Raw genomic sequence first — 20,245 nt, 5'->3', positions numbered from 1 at the left:
TGCCGCTTTCGCTGCACCATACTCCCCGCAATCTGCTCGTCAATCTTTGCGCCGCTTGCCCCGCCCCCTTGTGCGCATTATGGTCCCCCGAACGTGCAGACGCTCAAAATAAAGGCCGACAGATTGATGAGTACCGAACAAACCTACACCTCGGGCGAACTGTTGCGTTGGCTATGGCGCGATTATTTACGCCGCCACATCGGTAAACTATTGCTCGCATTGCTTTTCATGACCATTGAGGGGTCAACCTTGGGCGCCATGGCCAAGCTGATGGAGCCGATGTTTGACCGTGTGTTTGTTGGCGGCGACAAGGCGTGGTTGCTGATCGTCGGGTTTGTCCTGATGGGAATATTTTTGCTACGTGCGGTCTCTGGCGTTGCGCAAAAGGTTCTGCTGACTGGTATTTCCCAACGCTCGGCTGCGGATATGCGGATCGATCTGCTGGCACGTATGATGCAGCAAGATGGTGCATTTCACCAATCGCACCCCCCGGGGTTTCTGGTGCAGCGCGTGCAATCGGATGTGAACGCCATTGGCGATGTTTGGCGTGCGGTCATCACGGGCGCTGGACGCGATTTTATCGGGCTGTTGGTTCTGCTGGGTGTGACCATTTCCATTGATCCTGTCTGGGCGCTACTGGCCTGCATCGGTATTCCGATCATGGTGCTACCAGCCGCCTTTGCGCAACGTTTTGTCCGCAGGCGCGCACGCGAAGCACGCGATTTGGGGGCCACCCTATCCACCCGTCTGGACGAAGTGTTTCATGGCATTGTGCAGGTCAAACTGAACGCGCTTGAGGAATATCAATCCCGTCAGTACCGCGACATCACAGATCTTTTTGTCACCACCCAAGTGCGCACCGCTTTTGGCAGCTCTGCCATTCCGGCGATGATCGATATTATCTCGGGTGTCGGATTTATGGCCGTGATCCTGTACGGCGGCTCCGAAATTATGGACGGTGACAAGACCATCGGTGAATTCATGACCTTTTTCACTGCGATGGGTTTTGCCTTTAGCCCGCTGCGCAGGTTGGGTGCGATCAGCGGTCAATGGCAAGTCGCCGCTTCCGCGCTAGAGCGCCTCAAAGAATTGATGGATGCACCCTTGCACCTCAAGAGCCCCGATACGCCCATTCCAGCGCCTACTTCTGGCGCCGATATCACATTGCAAGACGTGTCGCTGTCCTTTGGGGAAACGCAAGTGCTGCATGATCTTTCGCTCACGGCAGAGGCAGGTAAAACCACAGCATTGGTTGGCGCATCTGGCGCGGGTAAATCGACAATCTTTAACCTGCTGACCCGCCTTCTGGACCCAAACAGCGGAGATGTGCGCATTGGCGGCGTTGCCACGACGGAAATGGCGATTCCCGACTTGCGGACATTGTTTTCAGTGGTCAGCCAAGAAGCCCTTCTTTTTGATGAAACCCTACGCGAAAATATCGTTCTGGGCCGCACGGATGTCACCGATGAGCAACTGAAGAACGTGCTTGATGCTGCCTTTGTCTCAGATTTTCTGCCACAGTTGGAAAAAGGGCTTGATACCCATGTGGGGCCGCGTGGTTCTGCGCTATCGGGTGGTCAACGCCAACGTGTCGTCATTGCCCGCGCCTTGCTGCGCAACACGCCAGTACTGTTGTTGGACGAAGCCACCAGCGCGCTGGATGCGCAATCCGAACAAGTTGTGCAAGACGCGCTGGACCGGCTTTCGCAGGGGCGTACCACTTTAGTGATCGCACACCGCCTGAGCACCATTCGGAATGCGGATAAAATCATCGTGATGGACCGTGGCCGCGCCGTAGATCAGGGCACCCACGAGGAGTTGCTAGAGCGGGGTGGCATCTATGCTGACCTGTACCGTTTACAGTTCCGTGACGGCAAAACAGTATCGGACCGTACGACCAATACCATAGGTCGGCATGATGCGCCCGAACCCGAAAGGCAGCCAAACATACTGCAACGCATCGGCCAGCATTTCTTTGGAAATTAAACGCCTCTCCGTCTGAGGTCACAGACATCACAGGGAGAGGGCCATTGCGCCCAGCGAATTACGTCTCTCGGCGGTAAGCCTGTGCCAGCCGTTCGGGGGATGTACCTGCCACATAGCGCACCAGTGTCCACAGGTTGCGCCCCCCGCGCCGCAGCCATCCTTGTTGGCGATATTTATCCGCCGAGGTGACCGCTTGCGCATCTATCCGCGTCAACCGTCCGCGCAACGCGCGCGCAATAGCGACGTCTTCCATCAAAGGCTGGTCAAGATAGCCGCCGACAGCCGTATAGAGATCGCGGTGTATCAACAGCCCTTGGTCACCGTACGGCAGGCCCATGCGGCTGCGCAGATTGGCCCAACCCGCGACCAGCCTTGCAGCGCCACCACCCTGATCAAACGCGAGACTGAACCAGCTCGCGGTCTCTTTATCCAAGATTTTTCTACGTATCGCATCGGTCCAGCCTTTGCTCAGCACCGTATCGGCGTGCAGGATCAACAGCCATTCACCCTGCGCCGCCGCCACACCACGTTGCAACTGCCCCCCGCGTGAGGCAGGGCCATGCACAACCTGCGCACCCCACGCCTGAGCAACGGCACCGCTTGCATCCTCTGACCCACCGTCACTCACGATCAACTCGCGGATCAATCCGGCGTCCAGCCCTTCCATCAGCGCGCCAAAGCAACTGGCCAGCGTCGCCTCTGTGTTGAGGGTGGGAACAATCACTGAAATTTGCGCCCGCATCATGGCTCCTTCAACATGCCCCTGTAAAACGGAGCCTGAATTGTTATATGTAGCTCAACATCAAAAGGATACCCCGATGACCGCATCTTCCCGCCGTATCCTGCGCCTCAGCGGTGCAGACGTTCGCTCCTTCTTGCAAGGGTTGGTGACCAATAACATCGACGGCATTGACGATGGGCTGGTTTACTCAGCTCTACTGTCACCACAGGGCAAATACATGGCCGATTTCTTCCTGTTCGCCGAGGGCGATGACATCCTGCTGGATGCTGAAGCAACGCAGGCAGACATGCTTTTGCAGCGCCTGAGCATGTACAAGCTGCGTGCCGATGTGCAGATCGCTGCTACAGACCTCCATTTGCACCGTGGCATAGATACGCCCCCTGCAGATGCCCTGCCCGACCCGCGGCATGAGGCATTAGGCTGGCGGGCTTACCGCGATACCGAGCAACCCGAAGATACGACAGATTGGCCCGCGATCTATGTGGCGCATATGATCCCTCAAACCGGTGTTGAATTGACCCCAGATACCTTCATCCTCGAAATGGGATTTGAGCGTTTGCACGGCGTTGATTTTCGCAAGGGGTGTTATGTGGGTCAGGAAGTAACTGCACGCATGAAGCACAAGACCGAATTGCGCAAAGGGTTGGCCAAGGTCCGCCTGTCGGGGGCAGCTGGAACAGGAACGCCGATCATTGCGGATGGCAAAGCCGCAGGCACCCTACTCACCCGCTCAGGGGATGAGGCGTTGGCTTATCTACGCTTTGACCGTGCCACGGCCCCGATGGATGCAGAAGGCACAACCGTCACACGCCTCGATTAAATGCAAAACGCAGCCCCGAAGGGCTGCGTTTACTGTTCTGAAGGTAGATATGTTTGATTAGGCGCGTTCTACGTACTCGAATGTTTCGGTATTCACGATGATATCTTCACCCTGCCCAACGAAGGGCGGCACAGAAACCTTGATACCGTTGTCCAAAATTGCAGGCTTGAAAGAGTTGGCTGCGGTCTGGCCTTTGACAACCGGCTCGGTCTCGACAATTTTGCAGGTCACTTTTTGCGGCAAAGCAGCGTTGATCGCTTCGTCTTCGTGGTATTCGACCACAATCATCATGCCATCTTGCAAAAACGGGCGGCGATCACCCAGCAAATCCGCAGCAAGCTGGACCTGCTCATATGTATCTGTGTCCATCAGAACCAACATACCCGAATCTTCATAAAGGAATTGTTGGTCTTTTTGCTCTAGACGCACACGTTCAACCTTATCCGCGCTGCGAAAGCGTTCGTTGAGCTTGGAACCGTTGCGCAGGTTCTTCAATTCGACTTGCGCAAATGCACCACCTTTACCCGGTTTTACGTGATCAACCTTAACAGCGGCCCATAGACCGCCATTATGTTCAAGTACGTTTCCGGGGCGAATCTCGTTTCCGTTGATTTTGGGCATGTGGCAAAACTCTGGCAAAAGGTTGATGATATGTTGCCCCGTCCTATATATTGTGGACGAACCACACACAAGGCAGCCTGTTTGGTGCCATATCCCGAAAAAGATATGCAAATTACGCATGTCGGATATGCATTAACAGGGTATCCGAATCGCTCTACATCTGTCAGAAGGGTCAAACGCCGTAAATGACAAGAGCAAGAATAATGGAAGGACGACGAGTTGAAAGATTTCGTTGATGGCACAGCCTTTAATAACGAACAAGGTAACCGTGCCCGGAAACTATTTGCAGCCGTAGTATTGGCTGCACTTGATGATGCAATCGCAGATGATAAAAAATACGGCAACGGTCCAGAGCAAATCGCTCGCTGGGCGCGTTCGCGCGATGGCCGTGAAGTACTTAGCTGTGCTGGTATCGACCCGAACGAACGTGTTGTGACTGGCCTAATGGATTTCGTTGGCAAAGGTGTACGGACTTCCGTTGCCCTGTCGCGCGAAGAATCAGAACGCCGCAATGCTGCACAACAGGCAGAAGCCGCTTAATCGCGACGACTGCTTACCACTACTTAAAAAAGACGCAGCTTTCGGGCTGCGTTTTTTTATATGTAATCGCCCCTTCCCCTCCTCTGTGATTTGCGTCAATTTTCGCCAAACTATAGGTAGGGTGCAGACAATGGCAAAAGCGATCATGATTCAGGGCACAGGCAGTAATGTCGGCAAATCCATGATCGTAGCAGGCATTTTACGCGCTTGCCGCGCACGTGGCCTGAATGTCCGCCCTTTCAAACCGCAAAACATGTCCAACAATGCTGCGGTGACGTCTGATGGCGGCGAGATCGGGCGCGCTCAGGCACTACAGGCACGGGCAAGTGGCGTGCCGCCCCACACAGATATGAATCCCGTTTTGCTCAAACCCCAGACATCTACAGGCGCACAAGTGATCGTTCAGGGGCAAGTTGTGGGCACCCAAGAAGCCCGCGCCTTTGGCCGCAACAAAGATACGCTAATGCCCCGCGTCCTCGAGAGCTTTCACAGGTTGGCAACGCAATGTGATCTGATTGTGATCGAAGGTGCCGGCTCCCCTGCCGAGACGAACTTGCGCGCTGGCGATATTGCCAACATGGGTTTTGCCCGTGCAGCCAATGTGCCTGTGATTTTGATGGGCGATATTGACCGCGGCGGGGTCATTGCACAAATTGTGGGCACTCAGGCGGTTTTGGATGCTGATGACAATGCAATGATCAAAGGGTTCTGCGTGAACAAGTTTCGGGGCGATCGCAGCCTCTTTGATAGCGGACGTGATGATATCGCGGCGCGCACCGGCTGGCCCAGTCTGGGTGTCTTGCCTTGGTTCACCCCTGCGGCCCGCCTGCCCGCCGAAGATGTCATGGACCTGCCTGCCCGCGCCCGATCAGGTGGCTCTGGGCTGGTCATCGCGGTGCCGCAACTGCCACGTATTGCCAATTTCGACGACCTTGACCCGCTGCTGGCAGAGCCATCCGTTGATTTGCGGATGATCACACAGGGCACCCCCCTTCCCGCTGATGCTGATCTGGTGCTCTTGGTGGGTAGCAAATCCACCATCAGTGATCTGGCCGAGCTAAAATCTGCGGGTTGGGACATTGATATTGCCGCGCATATCCGGCGGGGCGGGCATGTGATGGGGCTATGCGGTGGCTATCAGATGCTGGGAAAAACCATCAGCGACCCCGAAGGGATTGAGGGGCCAGCAGGCACAGTGGACGGATTGGGCCATCTGGATGTGCATACGATCCTAGAACCAGTCAAAAACCTATCTCTTCGCCTAGGTACCCATCTAGAGAGCGGTGCCGAATTGAGCGGATATGAAATTCACATGGGGAAAACCACTGGTCCAGATTGCGCACATCCCTGGCTACGTTTTGGCGCAGACGATGATGGCGCTGCCAGCCGCAATGGCCGTGTGTTAGGCTGCTATTTACATGGAATTTTTGCGTCAGATATGTTTCGTAGCGCCTATCTGGCGGCACTGGGCGCCCCTTCATCTGTCCTGTTTGAGGATCAGGTAGAGGAAACCCTCGATGCCCTTGCCGCCCATATAGAAAGCTACTTTGACCTCGACGCGCTACTCGCTGCGGCCGCCGAGGTCAGATAGGGTTTATTCCATTTCCTGCGCGGTCAACGCGCGGTGGATTTCACGGCGAACCAGTTTGCGCACATTGCGCGTGATACGTTCCCCCAAAGCACCCTGAAGCTCTTCGCGAACAATTTCACTTACCAATTCGCGCAATGCGTCTTCGTCCAGCAACTGATCATCGCTGCCCAAGCCGGGTTTTGAGGCCGCTTGCTCTAACGGTTCATGCGCGTCCTCATAATGGTCAGCAAAGGTCTCATCATGGTCAGCAACTGTCTCAACTGGCGGGGATTGCAAAGGTGTGCCTTTTGCATCGAATTCGGCATCCTCTTCCCACGCCATCGTCGGCGTTTTTTCAGCTGCCAACTCGTTGGCTTCGTCACCATCGGGCTCCCAATTCTCGGTCGACTTGCCCATTGCGGCGCCCAATGCGGCGATTTTAGCCGTCAGCGGTACATCCGCTGTCAGAAAGTTCGCGTCCTGCTCGGCAACGCCCAAATTCAAATCAGGTACTGCTTTTGCATCTAGCACGATTGTAGGCGGTGCTTCGCTCTGCGGCAGGTCATCTATCGCGATTTCGTCGGCCCAGTCGCCGTCATCGCCGCTATCCACCCCCTGCTGGGAGACCTCTGGCGTGGCATCGCTATAGGGCATCGCGCCGTGCAGGTTTGGATTGACCTTTACCCGCGAAACCTCGGCAAGATTGTCATCAAGAGTGTGAGATGCAGGCGTGTCCCCTGCTACATCAGTATCAGTGGTGATTTTTGTGCCAACAGAACCAAGATCCAAAGGGCCTTCATCACTGGCTGCACTCTGGTCTGGAACGTCGACAACGCGCAAAGCGGGTGTCAGCACCAAGCGGCTCGACGGTGGTTCGTCCACAGCAGCTGCTACATCTGCTGCTTCGGGTACGTCCTGTGAAGTGGTAAGTTCAGCAGCAGGTTCGGGCGCCGAGACTTGCATGGCGACAGGCTCTTGTGGCTGACTGACGACACCGGCAAGGGGGCGCTTCCCTTCGGATACGAGCCGACGGATCGAAGACAACACATCTTCAACCTCTTCATTTGTGACAACTTTGGACATTTTTCACCACTCTCTAATCGAGGTCAAAGTAACGCGTAGATCAGATTCTCACAATGGGGCGAAAATCGTTTAAAATGATAAAATTTGACTGTTACCCTCATGATGGCACAACATTCCCAATAGAAAACGGGCCGCCCAGACGAAGCGACCCGTTTATTACTCAGTCAGGGCCGAATTCAGTCCCGCTGCAATCCCTTTAGCACGCGATCCAATTGGGCCCCCTGCTTGGATTGGGCTGTCGGGCTGTCTTTAACCAAATTGTAGTATTCGTTCACGTCATACTGTTGCACAGGCAACCGCAAGCCCTGCGCCGTTAACCGACCCGTGGCGGCCAAGACGCCATAGGCCGCATTATAAAGTTGCGTCTGAGCAGATATGCGCGCAGCTTCGGCATCCAGTTGCGCCTGCTCTGCATCCAGCACGTCCAACGTGGTCCGTGCGCCCAGTGTCGCCTCTTCGCGAACACCCCGGAATGCGATACGTGCGGCACGGATTTGCTGCTCGGATGCGGCAATAGAAGCCCGTGCTGAACTTAGCCGAGCATAGGCGTTCCCTACGTTCTGCTGAATATTATTACGCACGACATGTAGGTTTCCACGCTCAGCATCACGGCGCGCCTGCGCTGCGCGTACTGCAGAAGACCGCGCGCCACCTTGATACAATGTGCCCGTCGCATTGATGCCGACGCTGGCACCTGTACTAAAATTACTGCTGTCGAGGTTATCGCTCAGCGTCAGTGCGCCTTGCACCCCCACCCGAGGGCGCTTGGCTGCTTCTGCACGTTTGATGGCCAATTCCGTCGCTGTCACTTTGTGCTGTACGGCGCGCATGTCGGGATGCGACCGCACGGCCAACCCTTTTGCTGTGTCGATATTGCTATCAAGTGTCGGCAGCTTTGGCGGAGGTGAAAGCCGTCCGGGTTTGCGCCCGATGACGTTGCGATATTCTTCGATTGCAATTGACAGGTTGCCTTGAGCCGTCGCCAGCCCGCTACGCGCCTCGGCCAATTGTGCCTGTGCCAGCGCCACATCGGTGCGGGTCACTTCACCGACTTCAAAACGGTTCTGCGCCGCGCTCAACTCTTGGGTGAGCACCCGCGTGTTATTCTGACGTAGCTGGACAAATTCACCCGCTTCAATAACGCCCATGTAAGCCTGAACACCGCGCAACAATACCAGCTGCTCAATCCCGACCAACTGCTGACGCGTGGCAAGAACGGTCTCTTTGGCAACTTCGATACCCAGACTTGTCGCCCCGCCATCATAGAGCAAAAGCTCCGCGATCAATGAACCGCTGGCAACCAAACTGTCCGAGCTTACCGCGCCGAATGCCAAAGATGATTGCCCGCGCCCGAGGCTCTGGGTGATGCTGGCGGTCCAGCGCAAAACAGGTTCCAACGCAGCGCCCGCCGCAGCGACATCTTCATCCGCAACCCTAAGAAGAGCACGATTTTGTTCCAGAAGTCCTGAATGTTTATATGCGCTGACCAATGCGTCAGCCAAAGTCTCGGCCCGGGCAGCAGGTGCGCCCAGCCCCCCGACCGCAAACATTACAGCAACAAACATGCCGCCCCGAACAGCCCGTTTGGCCGCCGAATTCAAATTCTTAAACGCCATTGCTTAGGCCTCCGTTTCGGAAACAGATCTAACCGATCCGGCTTCCGTCATGTCTATTTATGCCAAAACTGGCAATCACAGTGAGAATACAGTCTCTTTGCCAAAACCCGGCAGCACAGGAGCTGTCGCATTAAACCCTAAACGCCAACTAACCTTACCTGCACGTTTGTATCCCAAACGTACTTCGCCCAATGCACCATCCATAAACAACGCAGCGATTCGACCGCCTTCTTTCAGCTGGTCTGTCAAAGCCGTTGGGATATCTACAACGCCGCCTTGCAGTACAATAACGTCGTAAGGGCCATGCTGTGGTGCGCCCTCAGACAGCACCGCTTCTTGCACCACCGCATTGTCAGCGCCCGCCGCCATCAGCGCATCCTGCGCTTCACGCGCCATATCCGCGTCTTGCTCAACAGCAACAACCGCCTGAGCCATGCGCGCAATCACCGCTGTTGAATACCCAAGGCCACAAGCCACATCCAACACCAGTTCATCCCCGCCAATCGCCAATGCGTCCAGCATTTTGGCCAACGTACGCGGCTCAAGCAACATGCGTCCCTGCCCCAGATCAAGGTTTTCACCAACATATGCAGCTTCGCGCTTGGCCACAGGCACGAAGTCCTCGCGGGCGACAGTCAACATCGCTTCAATGATGGGGAATTTTGTAACATCAGAAGGGCGCACTTGCGTATCGACCATCATCGTACGTCTTTTTGAAAAATCGGTCATGGGGGAAAACTCATCTTTGCAGAATCCTGTTAGCCCCCAATGTGCCACAATCCCAAGCAAGCAGCAACGCCACTTCCAACGGGAATGTTCGGCCTGCGCCATATGGCTGATTATGCCAGAACAAATCACGAATACGGCTAAAAAATACATTTCGGCCAATCTATCGTGACGTTACCCCCTTGCAGCTTTATCATAGAGACTCTAATACACAAAAACCTTAGGCGAGTTGGCGGAGTGGTTACGCAGCGGATTGCAAATCCGTGTACAGGAGTTCGATTCTCCTACTCGCCTCCATTTACTTTCAATGACTTAGTAGATCGATCGATCCAGCCCAGATGAAAGTCTAAACAAACGTCTAAACATTCCGTTTTTTGTTCTGTTCTTTTTTGCTGTGCCTGAATGGCCCGCATCTTCTGCCGAACCTTCTTTGTGTAGTGCAAAACTATCGCGGGGCTTTGACCTGTCACAGCGGCGATAAGATCGTCACTGCACCCTGCCTCCAACAGCTCACACGCCGCATTATAGCGCCAACTGTGAATGTCGAAGTCCAGCGCACCAATCTGCTCCCTGACATTTCGCACCGCTTGAGAAGCGCCGCGATAAGATCAGCGGTTTGTACCGCGCTCGTTTGTCGGGATGACTGCTTCACAGCAGTGTTTGGCGTCGGTTAATCACTTAAAAGGATATACTATCAAGAGAGTGTAAATACATCCCGCCTATCGCCCTCTCCCGCACTTACGTCTCCAAGGGCGATAGGCTTGCGTTGGGAACCAAGTCACAACACAGCATTGAGGCCAGCACTTTCGCGCTTCACGCGGAAAGTGGCGCTAGGAGCGCAACTTGCAGCCAATACTTGTCTGACCACTCCTCCCCCCTAGGACCCTTCAAGCAGCTTTTCAGCTTCTTTCTGGGCTTCATGCCAGAGAACTCTTGGAGATGCTTGCTCACACTCTTCAAAAGTGTGCCTGTGGGCCGCTACAGCGGCATCAAATTCCTTCAGAAGTGCTGTGTGTTCAGCCACCAGATTAGCATCTGTCAGGGCTTTGAGCGGCTCCTGGAAGAATGTTTCGCCTCTAACCTCGGCTACATCCTTGGCCCACCGTCTGCGGAATCTTTTACGGCCTCCGCTTAGCTCGTCGATATACTTGAGTCTCATCGTCATCGTCACTGGCAGTGTCTCGTTTGTGTCCCAGAAAGTGTCCTGAACAACAACGCAAGCGCTTGTTAGCTAATTAAATATAGTCGTACAACAGAAGTTGTGGTGCGGTCGGAGAGACTCGAACTCTCACGGGTGTTACCCCACAGCGACCTCAACGCTGCGCGTCTACCATTCCGCCACGACCGCACGTCATGGATGGTCCGATTGCAATAGCGTGGGTTGCAGCATAGCTCAAGAGGCAAATTGCAAGAAAACGTCAGGCTTCCAAATTGAATGACTTCCATACACCCAATCCCCCTTCCCTCACGCAGAGCCTCACAGTAGATACGCCACATGATTGAATGGATCACCTCCCCTGGCCTCACCGGATTTCGGGATGCCGAAAACTGGATGGAAGCACGTGTCGCGGCGATTCTTGATGGATCAGCGAATGAGTGCATCTGGCTGGTTGAGCACCCGCCGTTATATACTGCGGGCACATCCGCCAAGGCGCAAGACCTCACCGACCCAGATCGCTTTGACGTTTTTGCAACCAAACGCGGTGGTCAGTATACTTATCATGGCCCGGGGCAACGTGTGGCTTATGTCATGCTGGACGTTGGCGCGCGTGGCCGCGATGTGCGACGTTTTGTGCAAGAGCTTGAGGCTTGGGTCATTGCCACATTGGCCCAATTCAACATCACGGGTGAATTGCGTGATGGCCGTGTCGGTGTCTGGGTCACCCGCCCCGACAAACCGCAAACCATCACAGGCCAACCCGCCGAAGATAAAATTGCCGCCATTGGCATCCGCTTGCGCAAATGGGTCAGCTACCATGGCATTTCAATAAATGTTGAGCCTGACTTAAACCATTTTACTGGGATTGTGCCCTGCGGGATTTCACAGCACGGCGTCACCAGCTTGGTCGATTTAGGCTTGCCCGTGATGATGGAAGACCTTGATCTGGCGCTGCGCCAGTCCTTTCAAGACACCTTTGGCGAAGCGCCAGAGCCTATCTGAGCCGCGCCATGGCGCATTTCGATTCGCACTACAAATGAGTCCCGAGTTCACCAAAAACTCACACTTCCCCCTTATAGCAACCCTAACATGCAACAACGAACCTCCAAATTTATCAGAGTGCACAATGCAAAGCCATCTAACGTAAAAATGAACAAATTTCAGCGGCACAGGGTTGAAAATACTTCTCGCGGCGACCAATGCGCCCATTGCCCTACCGACCACTTGCTTTTAGAAGCAGTGCTAGGTCCGCACCGCGTTTTCCTAAAAGACGTATGTGCATTTTAATAATAGCTGAGGAGGCGCCGCATGGCAGACGCAGCCATTCACGGGCATGATCACGAAGACGAACGCGGGTTCTTTACGCGTTGGTTTATGTCCACAAACCACAAAGACATCGGTATTCTATACCTGATCGTCTCCGCTTTTGTCGGGTTCATATCGGTCGGCTTTACGATCTATATGCGTCTTGAGCTGATGAACCCCGGTGTTCAATACATGTGTATGGAAGGCGCGCGCTTAATCGCTGATTCCACCGCAACCTGTACGCCAAACGGACACCTCTGGAACGTTTTGATTACCGGTCACGGTATCTTGATGATGTTCTTTGTTGTTATTCCTGCCCTCTTTGGCGGTTTCGGCAACTATTTGATGCCCCTGCAAATCGGCGCGCCTGACATGGCTTTCCCCCGGATGAACAACCTGTCGTTCTGGCTCTATGTAGCTGGCACAACATTGGCTGTTTGCTCTGTCTTGCTGCCAGGCGGTAACGGTCAGGCCGGTTCCGGTGTTGGCTGGGTTCTGTATCCGCCGCTGTCGGTAAAAGAAGGCGGCATGTCGATGGACTTCGCGATTTTCGCGGTTCACGTTTCTGGTGCCTCTTCGATCCTCGGCGCGATCAACATGATCACAACCTTCTTGAACATGCGCGCCCCTGGCATGACTTTGTTCAAAGTGCCGCTGTTCGCATGGTCGATCTTTGTCACAAGCTGGCTGATCCTTTTGTCTTTGCCTGTTCTGGCAGGTGCAATCACCATGCTGCTGATGGACCGTAACTTCGGCTTTACCTTCTTTGACCCTGCTGGCGGTGGTGATCCAATTCTGTATCAACACATCCTGTGGTTCTTTGGTCACCCCGAAGTTTACATCATCATTATGCCCGGCTTTGGCATCATCTCTCACGTGATCGCGACATTCTCGCGCAAACCGATCTTTGGCTACCTGCCAATGGTTTGGGCGATCATCGCAATCGGTGTATTGGGCTTTGTCGTTTGGGCACACCACATGTACACAGTGGGTATGTCGCTGAACCAACAGGCTTACTTTATGTTAGCCACCATGGTTATTGCGGTGCCGACAGGTGTTAAAGTGTTCAGCTGGATCGCCACAATGTGGGGCGGCTCGGTTGAGTTTAAAACACCTATGCTTTGGGCATTCGGTTTCTTGTTCCTGTTCACCGTTGGTGGCGTTACAGGCATCGTGTTGTCCCAAGCCGCAGTAGACCGTTATTACCATGACACCTACTATGTGGTTGCGCACTTCCACTACGTAATGTCCTTGGGCGCGATCTTTGCTATCTTTGCAGGTATCTACTTTTACCTGCCAAAATTCACGGGCCGTATGTACCCTGAATTGGCGGGCAAAGTTCACTTCTGGACCATGTTTATCGGTGCAAACCTGACCTTCTTCCCACAACACTTCTTGGGTCGTCAGGGCATGCCACGTCGTTACATCGACTATCCTGATGCATTTGCATATTGGAACTGGTGGTCGAGCATGGGCGCGTTCTTGTCCTTCGGTTCGTTCATCTTCTTCTTTGGTGTGATGGCTTGGACATTAACACGCGGCGCACGCGTCACGGTCAACAACCCATGGAACGAATTCGCGGATACACTGGAATGGACACTTCCTTGCCCACCACCAGAGCATACGTTCGAACAGCTTCCAAAACGCGAAGACTGGGACAAACAGCACAGCCACTAAAGGCGTGATACTGTAAAACCTACAAAGGGCTCCAACGGCGGTTGGGGCCCTTTTTCGTTGATGCATCGGCAGGGCTGCTCGCGTAAGACCCTCACATACTGCTGCGCAAAGGATTCCCCATGTTGATAGTGTTGATGTGTCTGGCACTGCCAGTACCACAGTTGATCGCAAGGCAGTTGCAGGTCAGCCCAGCGGCCCATCTGACCCTACTACTGTTTGGGTTATGTGCCGTGACAGTCACTCTCGCCACTCAAAGCCCAAACCTGATTCTTGGCAGCACAGACACATCTTATTCAACAGCTCTTTCACCATTGGGCTATGCGATTGCGGGGCTTGCACTACTCACCCCTGCCTATTGGGTGATAGAACAGCTCTGCCCCCTGCCCGATTCCCAAGTGGATGTCGTGTTGATTGAAACCTTGTCACTTGTCGTTGCAGCCGCCCTTTTGGAAACGTCGACAAGCTTTCCGCAGCTCTTGACCGAATTCTGCGCATTGGTTCTGGTCACCACGCTGGCAGTTCGGGCCGCATTCATTCTTAAACAGGCCCATGATCAAAAATAGCGCCCGTCCCAGAATGTCGCATTGAATGACCGCGCGGTTTGGATAAATTCACCCTATGCCTTATGAATGGACATCCCCGCCCCAAAGCACACCGCAAACCATGCGCCTTTGGGCGCATAACTCTCTGCCGCCGCGGGGGATGGCGGCTTTTGTGCTGGCGACATTTACCCTAATCTCGATCCCTGTCCTCCCACTCCTCGGCTCGCCCTTACTCTGGGTTCTATTGCCTTTCACTTTGGCGGCTGTCTGGGCCCTTTATGCGGCTTTGCAGTTTAACTACCGCGCCCGTCAAATATCCGAGGAGCTTTTCTTGGGAGAAGCCGAAGCAAGGCTCACACGGTTCAACCCAAAAGGCGATGTGCAGGAATGGGTCTGCAACCGGTACTGGGTTCAAGCCACCAAATATGATCGCGATGGCCCCATCCCTCATTACGTCACCCTCCGCGGCCAAGGCCGCGAAGTTGAGATCGGTTCATTTTTGAGTGAAGAAGAGCGCATCACGCTCTTTGATGATCTACAGCGGGCGTTAAAACGCTGATCACTGGATCATTCTAGACGGCCCTAATTTGACAGGCGGTCTTTGAGCAGTGGTCCCACGCGGCCAAAATCCATCTGGCCCGTGTATTTGGCTTTTAGGACGCCCATCACCTTACCCATGTCGCGGATAGATGTTGCACCCACTTCTGCCACTGCGGCTTCGACCGCTGCCGTGCTTTCTTTTTCATCCAGCTGACGTGGCAAAAATTCTTCGATCACAGCAATCTCCGAGCGTTCCCGCTCTGCCAGATCAAGGCGCCCGCCTTCCTCATATGCACGTGCGGATTCCAGCCGCTGCTTGGCCATTTTGCCAAGAATCGCAAGAACTTCTGGTTCTGCGACGCCATCGTCATTGCCTTCGGCGCGTGCGGCGATATCCTTGTCCTTGATCGCCGCATTCACAAGCCGCAAGGTCGACAAACGCTCCGCAGCTTTGTCTTTCATCGCTTGTTTGAGGTCTGTACTGATGCGTGTCCGCAGATCCATATTATGCCCTTAAAGCTGGTCTATCCAAGAGCGCAGAGCCTACTCAATAGCGCGCCCAGTTGCAATGCGAATAGATCGCGGACAACTCGCTGTTTATAAACACTATTTCATTTATCAGCAAATCTTGACCCTCCCTCGGGGTCGCTATAGGTTGCATCCGTTTGCCGCCTGTCGCACATCACACCTCATCAATGTTTCGGACCGCTTGTCGGCCCCTCCCCCAAAAGGATTTTCCCCATGGCCATCGCTGCACCCGCCAAACCAACAGCCTGTCTTGCACTTGCTGATGGATCTGTCTTTTACGGCATGGGGTTTGGGGCGACAGGTCAGACCGTGGCTGAACTCTGCTTTAACACAGCGATGACGGGCTATCAGGAAATCATGACTGACCCGTCTTATGCAGGCCAGATCGTGACATTCACCTTTCCCCACATCGGCAACACTGGCACCACACCCGAAGATGATGAAACGGCTGATCCCGTTGCCTCGGGGATGGTTGTTAAATGGATGCCAACAGACCCCAGCAGCTGGCGCACAGTTCAAGACCTGTCAACATGGCTGGCCTCACGCGGGCGCATCGCCATTGGCGGCATTGACACACGTCGCCTGACACGCGCCATCCGCCAACAAGGCGCACCCCACGCGGCGCTGGCCCACAACCCTGACGGCGAATTTGACGTTGCTGCTCTGGTCGCCGCAGCGCGGGGATTTACAGGTTTGGAAGGCATGGATTTGGCCAAAGATGTAACCTGTGCGCAATCGTACCAATGGAACGAAATGCGGTGGGCATGGCCCGACGGCTACGCCCCACAAACCGCCCCCAAACACAAGGTGGTCGCAATCGACTACGGCGCCAAGCGCAACATCTTGCGCTGCCTTGCTTCTGCGGGTTGCGACATCACCGTTTTGCCTGCCACAGCAACCTATGATGACATCATGGCCCATCAGCCTGACGGGGTTTTCCTGTCCAATGGCCCTGGCGATCCGGCTGCGACGGGCGCTTATGCTGTCCCTATGATCAAAGATGTTCTGGAAAAATCAGACCTACCTGTTTTCGGGATTTGCCTTGGTCACCAGATGCTTGCACTGGCACTGGGCGGCCGCACTGTGAAAATGAGTCATGGACACCACGGCGCCAACCACCCTGTAAAAGACATGGAAACCGGCAAGGTGGAAATCACCTCGATGAACCATGGCTTTGCCGTAGATGCCCAGACGTTACCGACTGGCGTGGTAGAGACGCACCGCTCGCTCTTTGATGGCTCTAACTGCGGCATCCGCATGGAAGGGCGTCCAGTCTATTCGGTTCAGCACCACCCAGAGGCCTCCCCTGGTCCGCAAGACAGCTACTATTTGTTTGAGCGGTTTGCAGAGGCCATGGCAGCGCGCAGCTGATGCTTTTAGGCCTCATCAAACGAGGCCCTGCACCACGACACTTTTCGAATTAACACAAATTTAAGGCTAACCTGAAATCGTGCCCCCAATTGGTATTGATTTTAGGTTGGCCTTTTATGAGCGACCCCTTCCTGCGGCTTCCCGATCCTCAAGCTGCGACCGTCCTGCCCGAGTGGAAGCCATTTGGCCGGATGATGGTCGACGCTGGCATCATTTCTCAGAACGCTCTGGTTCACGCCCTCAACCTACAGCGCCACGTTGAAGCGCCCTTGGGCGAGATATTGATTGCCGAAGGTTTAGCGACGCCGCTTCAGATATTGCAGATTCTGTCCCGTCAGCAGAACATCCCTATTGCCGATCTAAACGTCGATCCCCCCGCCCCCTCGTTAAACCGCATGCTTCCGGCAAGCCTCTGCCTCACCTATCGCTGTGTGCCGTGGCTCAAGGTGGGTAATCTGTTGATGGTCGCAACCAGCCATCCCGACGATTTTCACCGATTGCGAGCTTGCATGGGAAAAAAGGGGCGAAAACTGCTCCCCGTTTTGGTAGATGAGCAACAAATCAGAGAGCATACTGGCATCCTATATGGGACCGAACTGGCCAGTTCGGCAGCCACATCAGTCCCTGCAACACAAAGCTGCCGAAGCTGGAATCCTGACTCAGCGTTGCGCAAACCCGTTGCAATTGCCCTATGTGTGGCGCTCATTGCTGCACTGTTGTTTGCCCCGGCATGGACCATCACAATCGCAATGCTGTTTGCCTGTATCACTTTAGCGATGAGCACCACACTCAAGCTGGCAGCTTTTATCGCACGATTGTCACAAGGTGTGCTCAAGACCCCTGTACCAGCCATAGCATCTCAGAAAATCTACCCTCTCCCCAAAGTATCAATGCTCGTGCCCTTGCTGAAAGAGGAAGAAATTGCAGGCAAATTGATAGAACGGCTGACACGTCTCACCTATCCGAAATCACAGCTAGAAGTTGTTCTCGTGCTGGAAGCAGACGATACTGTAACCCGCGACACCCTTTCTCGAACACAGTTGCCCAGCTGGATAAAAATAATCCATGTTCCTTGCGCCGATAACCTGAAAACCAAACCTCGTGCATTGAATTACGCGCTAAATTTTTGCCGTGGATCAATCATTGGCGTCTGGGATGCGGAAGACGCCCCGCAGAGCGATCAAATTGAAAAAGTCGTGGCCCGTTTCCAAGACGCTCCCGAAAATGTCGCCTGTCTGCAAGGGGTTCTGGATTACTATAACCCCAGAACCAACTGGCTCTCACGTTGTTTTACGATCGAATATGCAACATGGTGGCGTATGGTGCTACCTGGTGTGGCGCATCTGGGCTTGGTCATTCCGCTGGGGGGTACAACCCTGTTTTTCCGCCGCAATATCCTAGAAGACGTCTGCGGTTGGGATGCCCATAACGTGACAGAAGACGCGGACCTTGGGGTGCGTCTGGCACGGCAAGGTTATGTGACCGAATTGATCCCGACCGTCACCTATGAGGAAGCAAACTGCAAACCATGGCCATGGGTCAAACAACGCTCGCGGTGGCTGAAGGGGTTCTTAATCACGTGGCTTGTGCACATGCGATCCCCAGCCACTTTGATGCGGGAGTTGGGCTTTATTCGGTTTATGGGCGTACAAACGCTGCTTCTGGCGACATTTACACAATTTGCCTGTGCACCCCTTTTATGGTCTTTCTGGATCACACTGGCAGGGATTGAGCATCCAATCACCACAACCCTTGGCATGCCCTTTACGATCTTTTTAATCTTCTTTTTTGTTATATCCGAAACGATCAATCTGATGATCTCGATGTTTGCGGTATCGCGACAAGAACACAGACACTTGATGATCTATGTCCTGTCGCTGCCTTTCTATTATCCTTTGGCTGCCCTTGCGGCTTACAAAGCAATTAAGGAGCTGATTTTTCAGCCCTTTTACTGGGACAAAACCGAACATGGCATCGTCAAATCCCAGACCTAGCTTTCGGCTTCGCGCCGTGCTGCTTCTTGTTTGAGGCGTGTGGTGAAAGCCACTGAAATATGGGCACGCAGGGCCGCATCCGCAGCATCTCCATCTCGTGCCTCAATTGCAGAGACAATCAGATCATGCTCTTGTTGGGCATGCGCGCCGCGCCCCTGTACAGCAAGAGATGTTGTTGCCATCAGCGCCATAGACCGATGCACAAGGTCTAACTGTTGCACCAGAAAACGATTGTGCGAGGCAAGATGAATCTGCTTGTGGAACCGTTTGTTCGCCCGCGCCAATGCGGCGGGGTTATCTTTCAACGCATTGTCTGCCTCGACCATCTCGCGTAGCAGGCGCACTTCTTCCTCTGTTGCGTTACGCGCAGCAAGCCGCGCAGCAAGACCCTCAAGTTCTCCGCGCACCACATATAGTTCAGCCATCTGGTTATGATCTAGCGAGGCCACAATCAAGCTACGCCCATCGCGCACCAGCAAGGATTGCGTCTCAAGCCGTTGTAAAGCTTCGCGAACAGGCGTGCGCGACACCCCGAAACGTTCCGCCAACTCGCTCTCGACCAAACGGTCCCCGGGGCGGTAGGTACCCGTGTCAATCGCATCAAGGATCATCGAGTATGCGTCCGTATTGGCAGGACGTGAGGGGGCAGTAGCGGGGGGCATAAACGGCCCTTTCATAAATGTTTGCGCCACCTTAGCGCCAGACTGCTTGCGCGCCTACCCTTGATCGCCCCTTGCGCCTGTGCTCTGCCGCGCCTACCACAACGCCATGCCTCAAAATGCTTTTTCACATGTCTCCACTTGGGTCTTCGACCTTGATAATACACTCTATCCCCCCGAAGCGCGTCTGTTCGACCTGATCGAAGTCCGCATGACGGCTTGGGTGATGGAAGCGCTCGGCGTGGATCACGCCGAAGCCGACCGTCTGCGCGCGCATTATTGGCACACGCATGGCACCACTTTGGCGGGGCTGATGCGCGAACACGACGTCGATCCGGAACCTTATCTGGTGGATGTGCATGACATCTCGATGGACAGCCTCACGCCTGATCCCGTCCTTGCCGATGCCATCCGCGCCCTACCCGGCCGACGGATCATCTATACCAACGGCTGCGCCCCCTACGCAGAGCGTGTTTTAGCGGCACGCGGCCTGTCCGGATTGTTTGACGCCGTTTACGGGGTAGAGCATGCAGGTTTCTTGCCCAAACCCGAACGCGCTGCCTTTGATAGCATTTTTGGGCAAGATAATCTCACCCCAACCACGGCAGCGATGTTTGAGGATGATCCGCGTAATCTGGCTGTGCCTCACGAACTGGGCATGCGTACTGTTCACGTGGCCCCTTTGCGCGCCGAGGTGCCGCATGTGCAATTTCATACAAATGACCTATCTTCATTCCTGCAAAATCTGGTGAAATAGGACGTTCCC

At 54.4% G+C, this 20,245-nt stretch carries 19 protein-coding genes and 2 tRNA genes; 12 read left to right on the top strand and 9 right to left on the bottom strand.

The genetic code is table 11. The features are described from left to right. Positions 1–126: 126 nt before the first annotated feature. Positions 127–1,986, top strand: coding sequence for an ABC transporter ATP-binding protein (locus GGR95_RS03335; RefSeq protein ID WP_184562696.1), 1,860 nt, complete (start codon positions 127–129; stop codon positions 1,984–1,986). 58 nt (positions 1,987–2,044) lie between these two features. On the opposite strand, the gene GGR95_RS03330 is transcribed toward GGR95_RS03335, so the two are convergent. Beyond that, positions 2,045–2,728 (bottom strand): TIGR04283 family arsenosugar biosynthesis glycosyltransferase, encoded by a 684-nt coding sequence (locus tag GGR95_RS03330; protein ID WP_184562694.1) that lies wholly within the window; start codon positions 2,726–2,728, stop codon positions 2,045–2,047. Between the two features lie 76 nt (positions 2,729–2,804). On the opposite strand from GGR95_RS03330, the gene ygfZ reads away from it, so the two are divergent. Continuing rightward, complete coding sequence (gene ygfZ / locus GGR95_RS03325) at positions 2,805–3,548, top strand: CAF17-like 4Fe-4S cluster assembly/insertion protein YgfZ (RefSeq protein ID WP_184562692.1); 744 nt, start codon at positions 2,805–2,807, stop codon at positions 3,546–3,548. A 57-nt stretch (positions 3,549–3,605) separates the two neighbouring features. On the opposite strand, the gene efp is transcribed toward ygfZ, so the two are convergent. Further along, complete coding sequence (gene efp, locus GGR95_RS03320; RefSeq protein WP_184562690.1) at positions 3,606–4,169, bottom strand: elongation factor P; 564 nt, start codon at positions 4,167–4,169, stop codon at positions 3,606–3,608. A 219-nt stretch (positions 4,170–4,388) separates the two neighbouring features. Here efp and GGR95_RS03315 point away from each other — a divergent pair, with 219 nt between their 5' ends. Both GGR95_RS03315 and GGR95_RS03310 read left to right on the top strand, forming a co-directional pair. Then, positions 4,389–4,709 carry a DUF6280 family protein gene (locus tag GGR95_RS03315; RefSeq protein WP_008228933.1) on the top strand — a complete coding sequence of 107 codons (321 nt, stop codon included), beginning with the start codon at positions 4,389–4,391 and terminating at the stop codon, positions 4,707–4,709. A 130-nt stretch (positions 4,710–4,839) separates the two neighbouring features. After that, positions 4,840–6,300, top strand: a complete 1,461-nt coding sequence (locus GGR95_RS03310) for a cobyric acid synthase (RefSeq protein WP_184562688.1) — start codon at positions 4,840–4,842, stop codon at positions 6,298–6,300. Positions 6,301–6,303: 3 nt separating this feature from the next. Here GGR95_RS03310 and GGR95_RS03305 read toward each other — a convergent pair whose 3' ends face one another. The 3 genes from GGR95_RS03305 to GGR95_RS03295 form a co-directional block, all read right to left on the bottom strand. Then, complete coding sequence (locus GGR95_RS03305) at positions 6,304–7,362, bottom strand: hypothetical protein (protein WP_184562812.1); 1,059 nt, start codon at positions 7,360–7,362, stop codon at positions 6,304–6,306. Between the two features lie 176 nt (positions 7,363–7,538). Beyond that, a complete protein-coding gene (locus tag GGR95_RS03300; RefSeq protein ID WP_184562686.1) occupies positions 7,539–8,978 on the bottom strand; it encodes a TolC family outer membrane protein in 1,440 nt (479 codons plus the stop codon). Positions 8,979–9,053: 75 nt separating this feature from the next. After that, positions 9,054–9,707, bottom strand: coding sequence for a protein-L-isoaspartate O-methyltransferase family protein (locus GGR95_RS03295; RefSeq protein WP_184562684.1), 654 nt, complete (start codon positions 9,705–9,707; stop codon positions 9,054–9,056). A gap of 220 nt (positions 9,708–9,927) precedes the next feature. Here GGR95_RS03295 and GGR95_RS03290 point away from each other — a divergent pair. Further along, positions 9,928–10,001, top strand: a tRNA-Cys gene (locus GGR95_RS03290). Positions 10,002–10,581: 580 nt separating this feature from the next. Here the strand turns inward: GGR95_RS03290 and GGR95_RS03285 are convergent. Continuing rightward, positions 10,582–10,869, bottom strand: a complete 288-nt coding sequence (locus tag GGR95_RS03285; protein ID WP_184562682.1) for a hypothetical protein — start codon at positions 10,867–10,869, stop codon at positions 10,582–10,584. A 97-nt stretch (positions 10,870–10,966) separates the two neighbouring features. Continuing rightward, positions 10,967–11,052 (bottom strand) — tRNA-Leu (locus tag GGR95_RS03280). A gap of 147 nt (positions 11,053–11,199) precedes the next feature. Here GGR95_RS03280 and lipB point away from each other — a divergent pair. The 4 genes from lipB to GGR95_RS03260 all read left to right on the top strand — a co-directional run bounded on the left by lipB (position 11,200) and on the right by GGR95_RS03260 (position 14,946). Next, on the top strand, positions 11,200–11,865 hold the full coding sequence (gene lipB / locus GGR95_RS03275; protein WP_184562680.1) for a lipoyl(octanoyl) transferase LipB: 666 nt from the start codon (positions 11,200–11,202) through the stop codon (positions 11,863–11,865). 306 nt (positions 11,866–12,171) lie between these two features. After that, positions 12,172–13,845, top strand: a complete 1,674-nt coding sequence (gene ctaD, locus GGR95_RS03270; protein ID WP_184562678.1) for a cytochrome c oxidase subunit I — start codon at positions 12,172–12,174, stop codon at positions 13,843–13,845. Between the two features lie 119 nt (positions 13,846–13,964). Further along, the gene (locus GGR95_RS03265; protein ID WP_184562676.1) at positions 13,965–14,408 is read left to right on the top strand and encodes a hypothetical protein; all 444 of its coding nucleotides are present in this window, start codon (positions 13,965–13,967) and stop codon (positions 14,406–14,408) included. Positions 14,409–14,463: 55 nt separating this feature from the next. Then, on the top strand, positions 14,464–14,946 hold the full coding sequence (locus GGR95_RS03260) for a DUF2244 domain-containing protein (RefSeq protein WP_184562674.1): 483 nt from the start codon (positions 14,464–14,466) through the stop codon (positions 14,944–14,946). Between the two features lie 23 nt (positions 14,947–14,969). Here the strand turns inward: GGR95_RS03260 and GGR95_RS03255 are convergent, their stop codons facing one another. Continuing rightward, the gene (locus tag GGR95_RS03255) at positions 14,970–15,431 is read right to left on the bottom strand and encodes a GatB/YqeY domain-containing protein (RefSeq protein ID WP_184562672.1); all 462 of its coding nucleotides are present in this window, start codon (positions 15,429–15,431) and stop codon (positions 14,970–14,972) included. A gap of 237 nt (positions 15,432–15,668) precedes the next feature. Between GGR95_RS03255 and carA the strand changes: the two genes are divergently transcribed. Next, a complete protein-coding gene (gene carA / locus GGR95_RS03250) occupies positions 15,669–16,826 on the top strand; it encodes a glutamine-hydrolyzing carbamoyl-phosphate synthase small subunit (RefSeq protein ID WP_184562670.1) in 1,158 nt (385 codons plus the stop codon). Positions 16,827–16,942: 116 nt separating this feature from the next. After that, on the top strand, positions 16,943–18,820 hold the full coding sequence (locus GGR95_RS03245) for a glycosyltransferase (RefSeq protein ID WP_184562668.1): 1,878 nt from the start codon (positions 16,943–16,945) through the stop codon (positions 18,818–18,820). On the opposite strand, the gene GGR95_RS03240 is transcribed toward GGR95_RS03245, so the two are convergent. Beyond that, complete coding sequence (locus GGR95_RS03240) at positions 18,817–19,482, bottom strand: GntR family transcriptional regulator (protein ID WP_184562666.1); 666 nt, start codon at positions 19,480–19,482, stop codon at positions 18,817–18,819. The two genes, GGR95_RS03245 and GGR95_RS03240, sit on opposite strands and share 4 nt — an antisense overlap. Positions 19,483–19,588: 106 nt before the next feature. Between GGR95_RS03240 and GGR95_RS03235 the strand changes: the two genes are divergently transcribed. Next, a complete protein-coding gene (locus GGR95_RS03235; protein WP_184562664.1) occupies positions 19,589–20,236 on the top strand; it encodes a pyrimidine 5'-nucleotidase in 648 nt (215 codons plus the stop codon). Positions 20,237–20,245 lie beyond the last annotated feature (9 nt).

Origin of the sequence: Sulfitobacter undariae, assembly GCF_014196805.1 — a bacterium.
GTDB classification, from domain to species: Bacteria; Pseudomonadota; Alphaproteobacteria; order Rhodobacterales; family Rhodobacteraceae; genus Sulfitobacter; species Sulfitobacter undariae.
The sequence above is the reverse complement of the archived record's forward strand: the minus strand, read 5'-3'. Positions and strand labels throughout refer to the sequence as shown.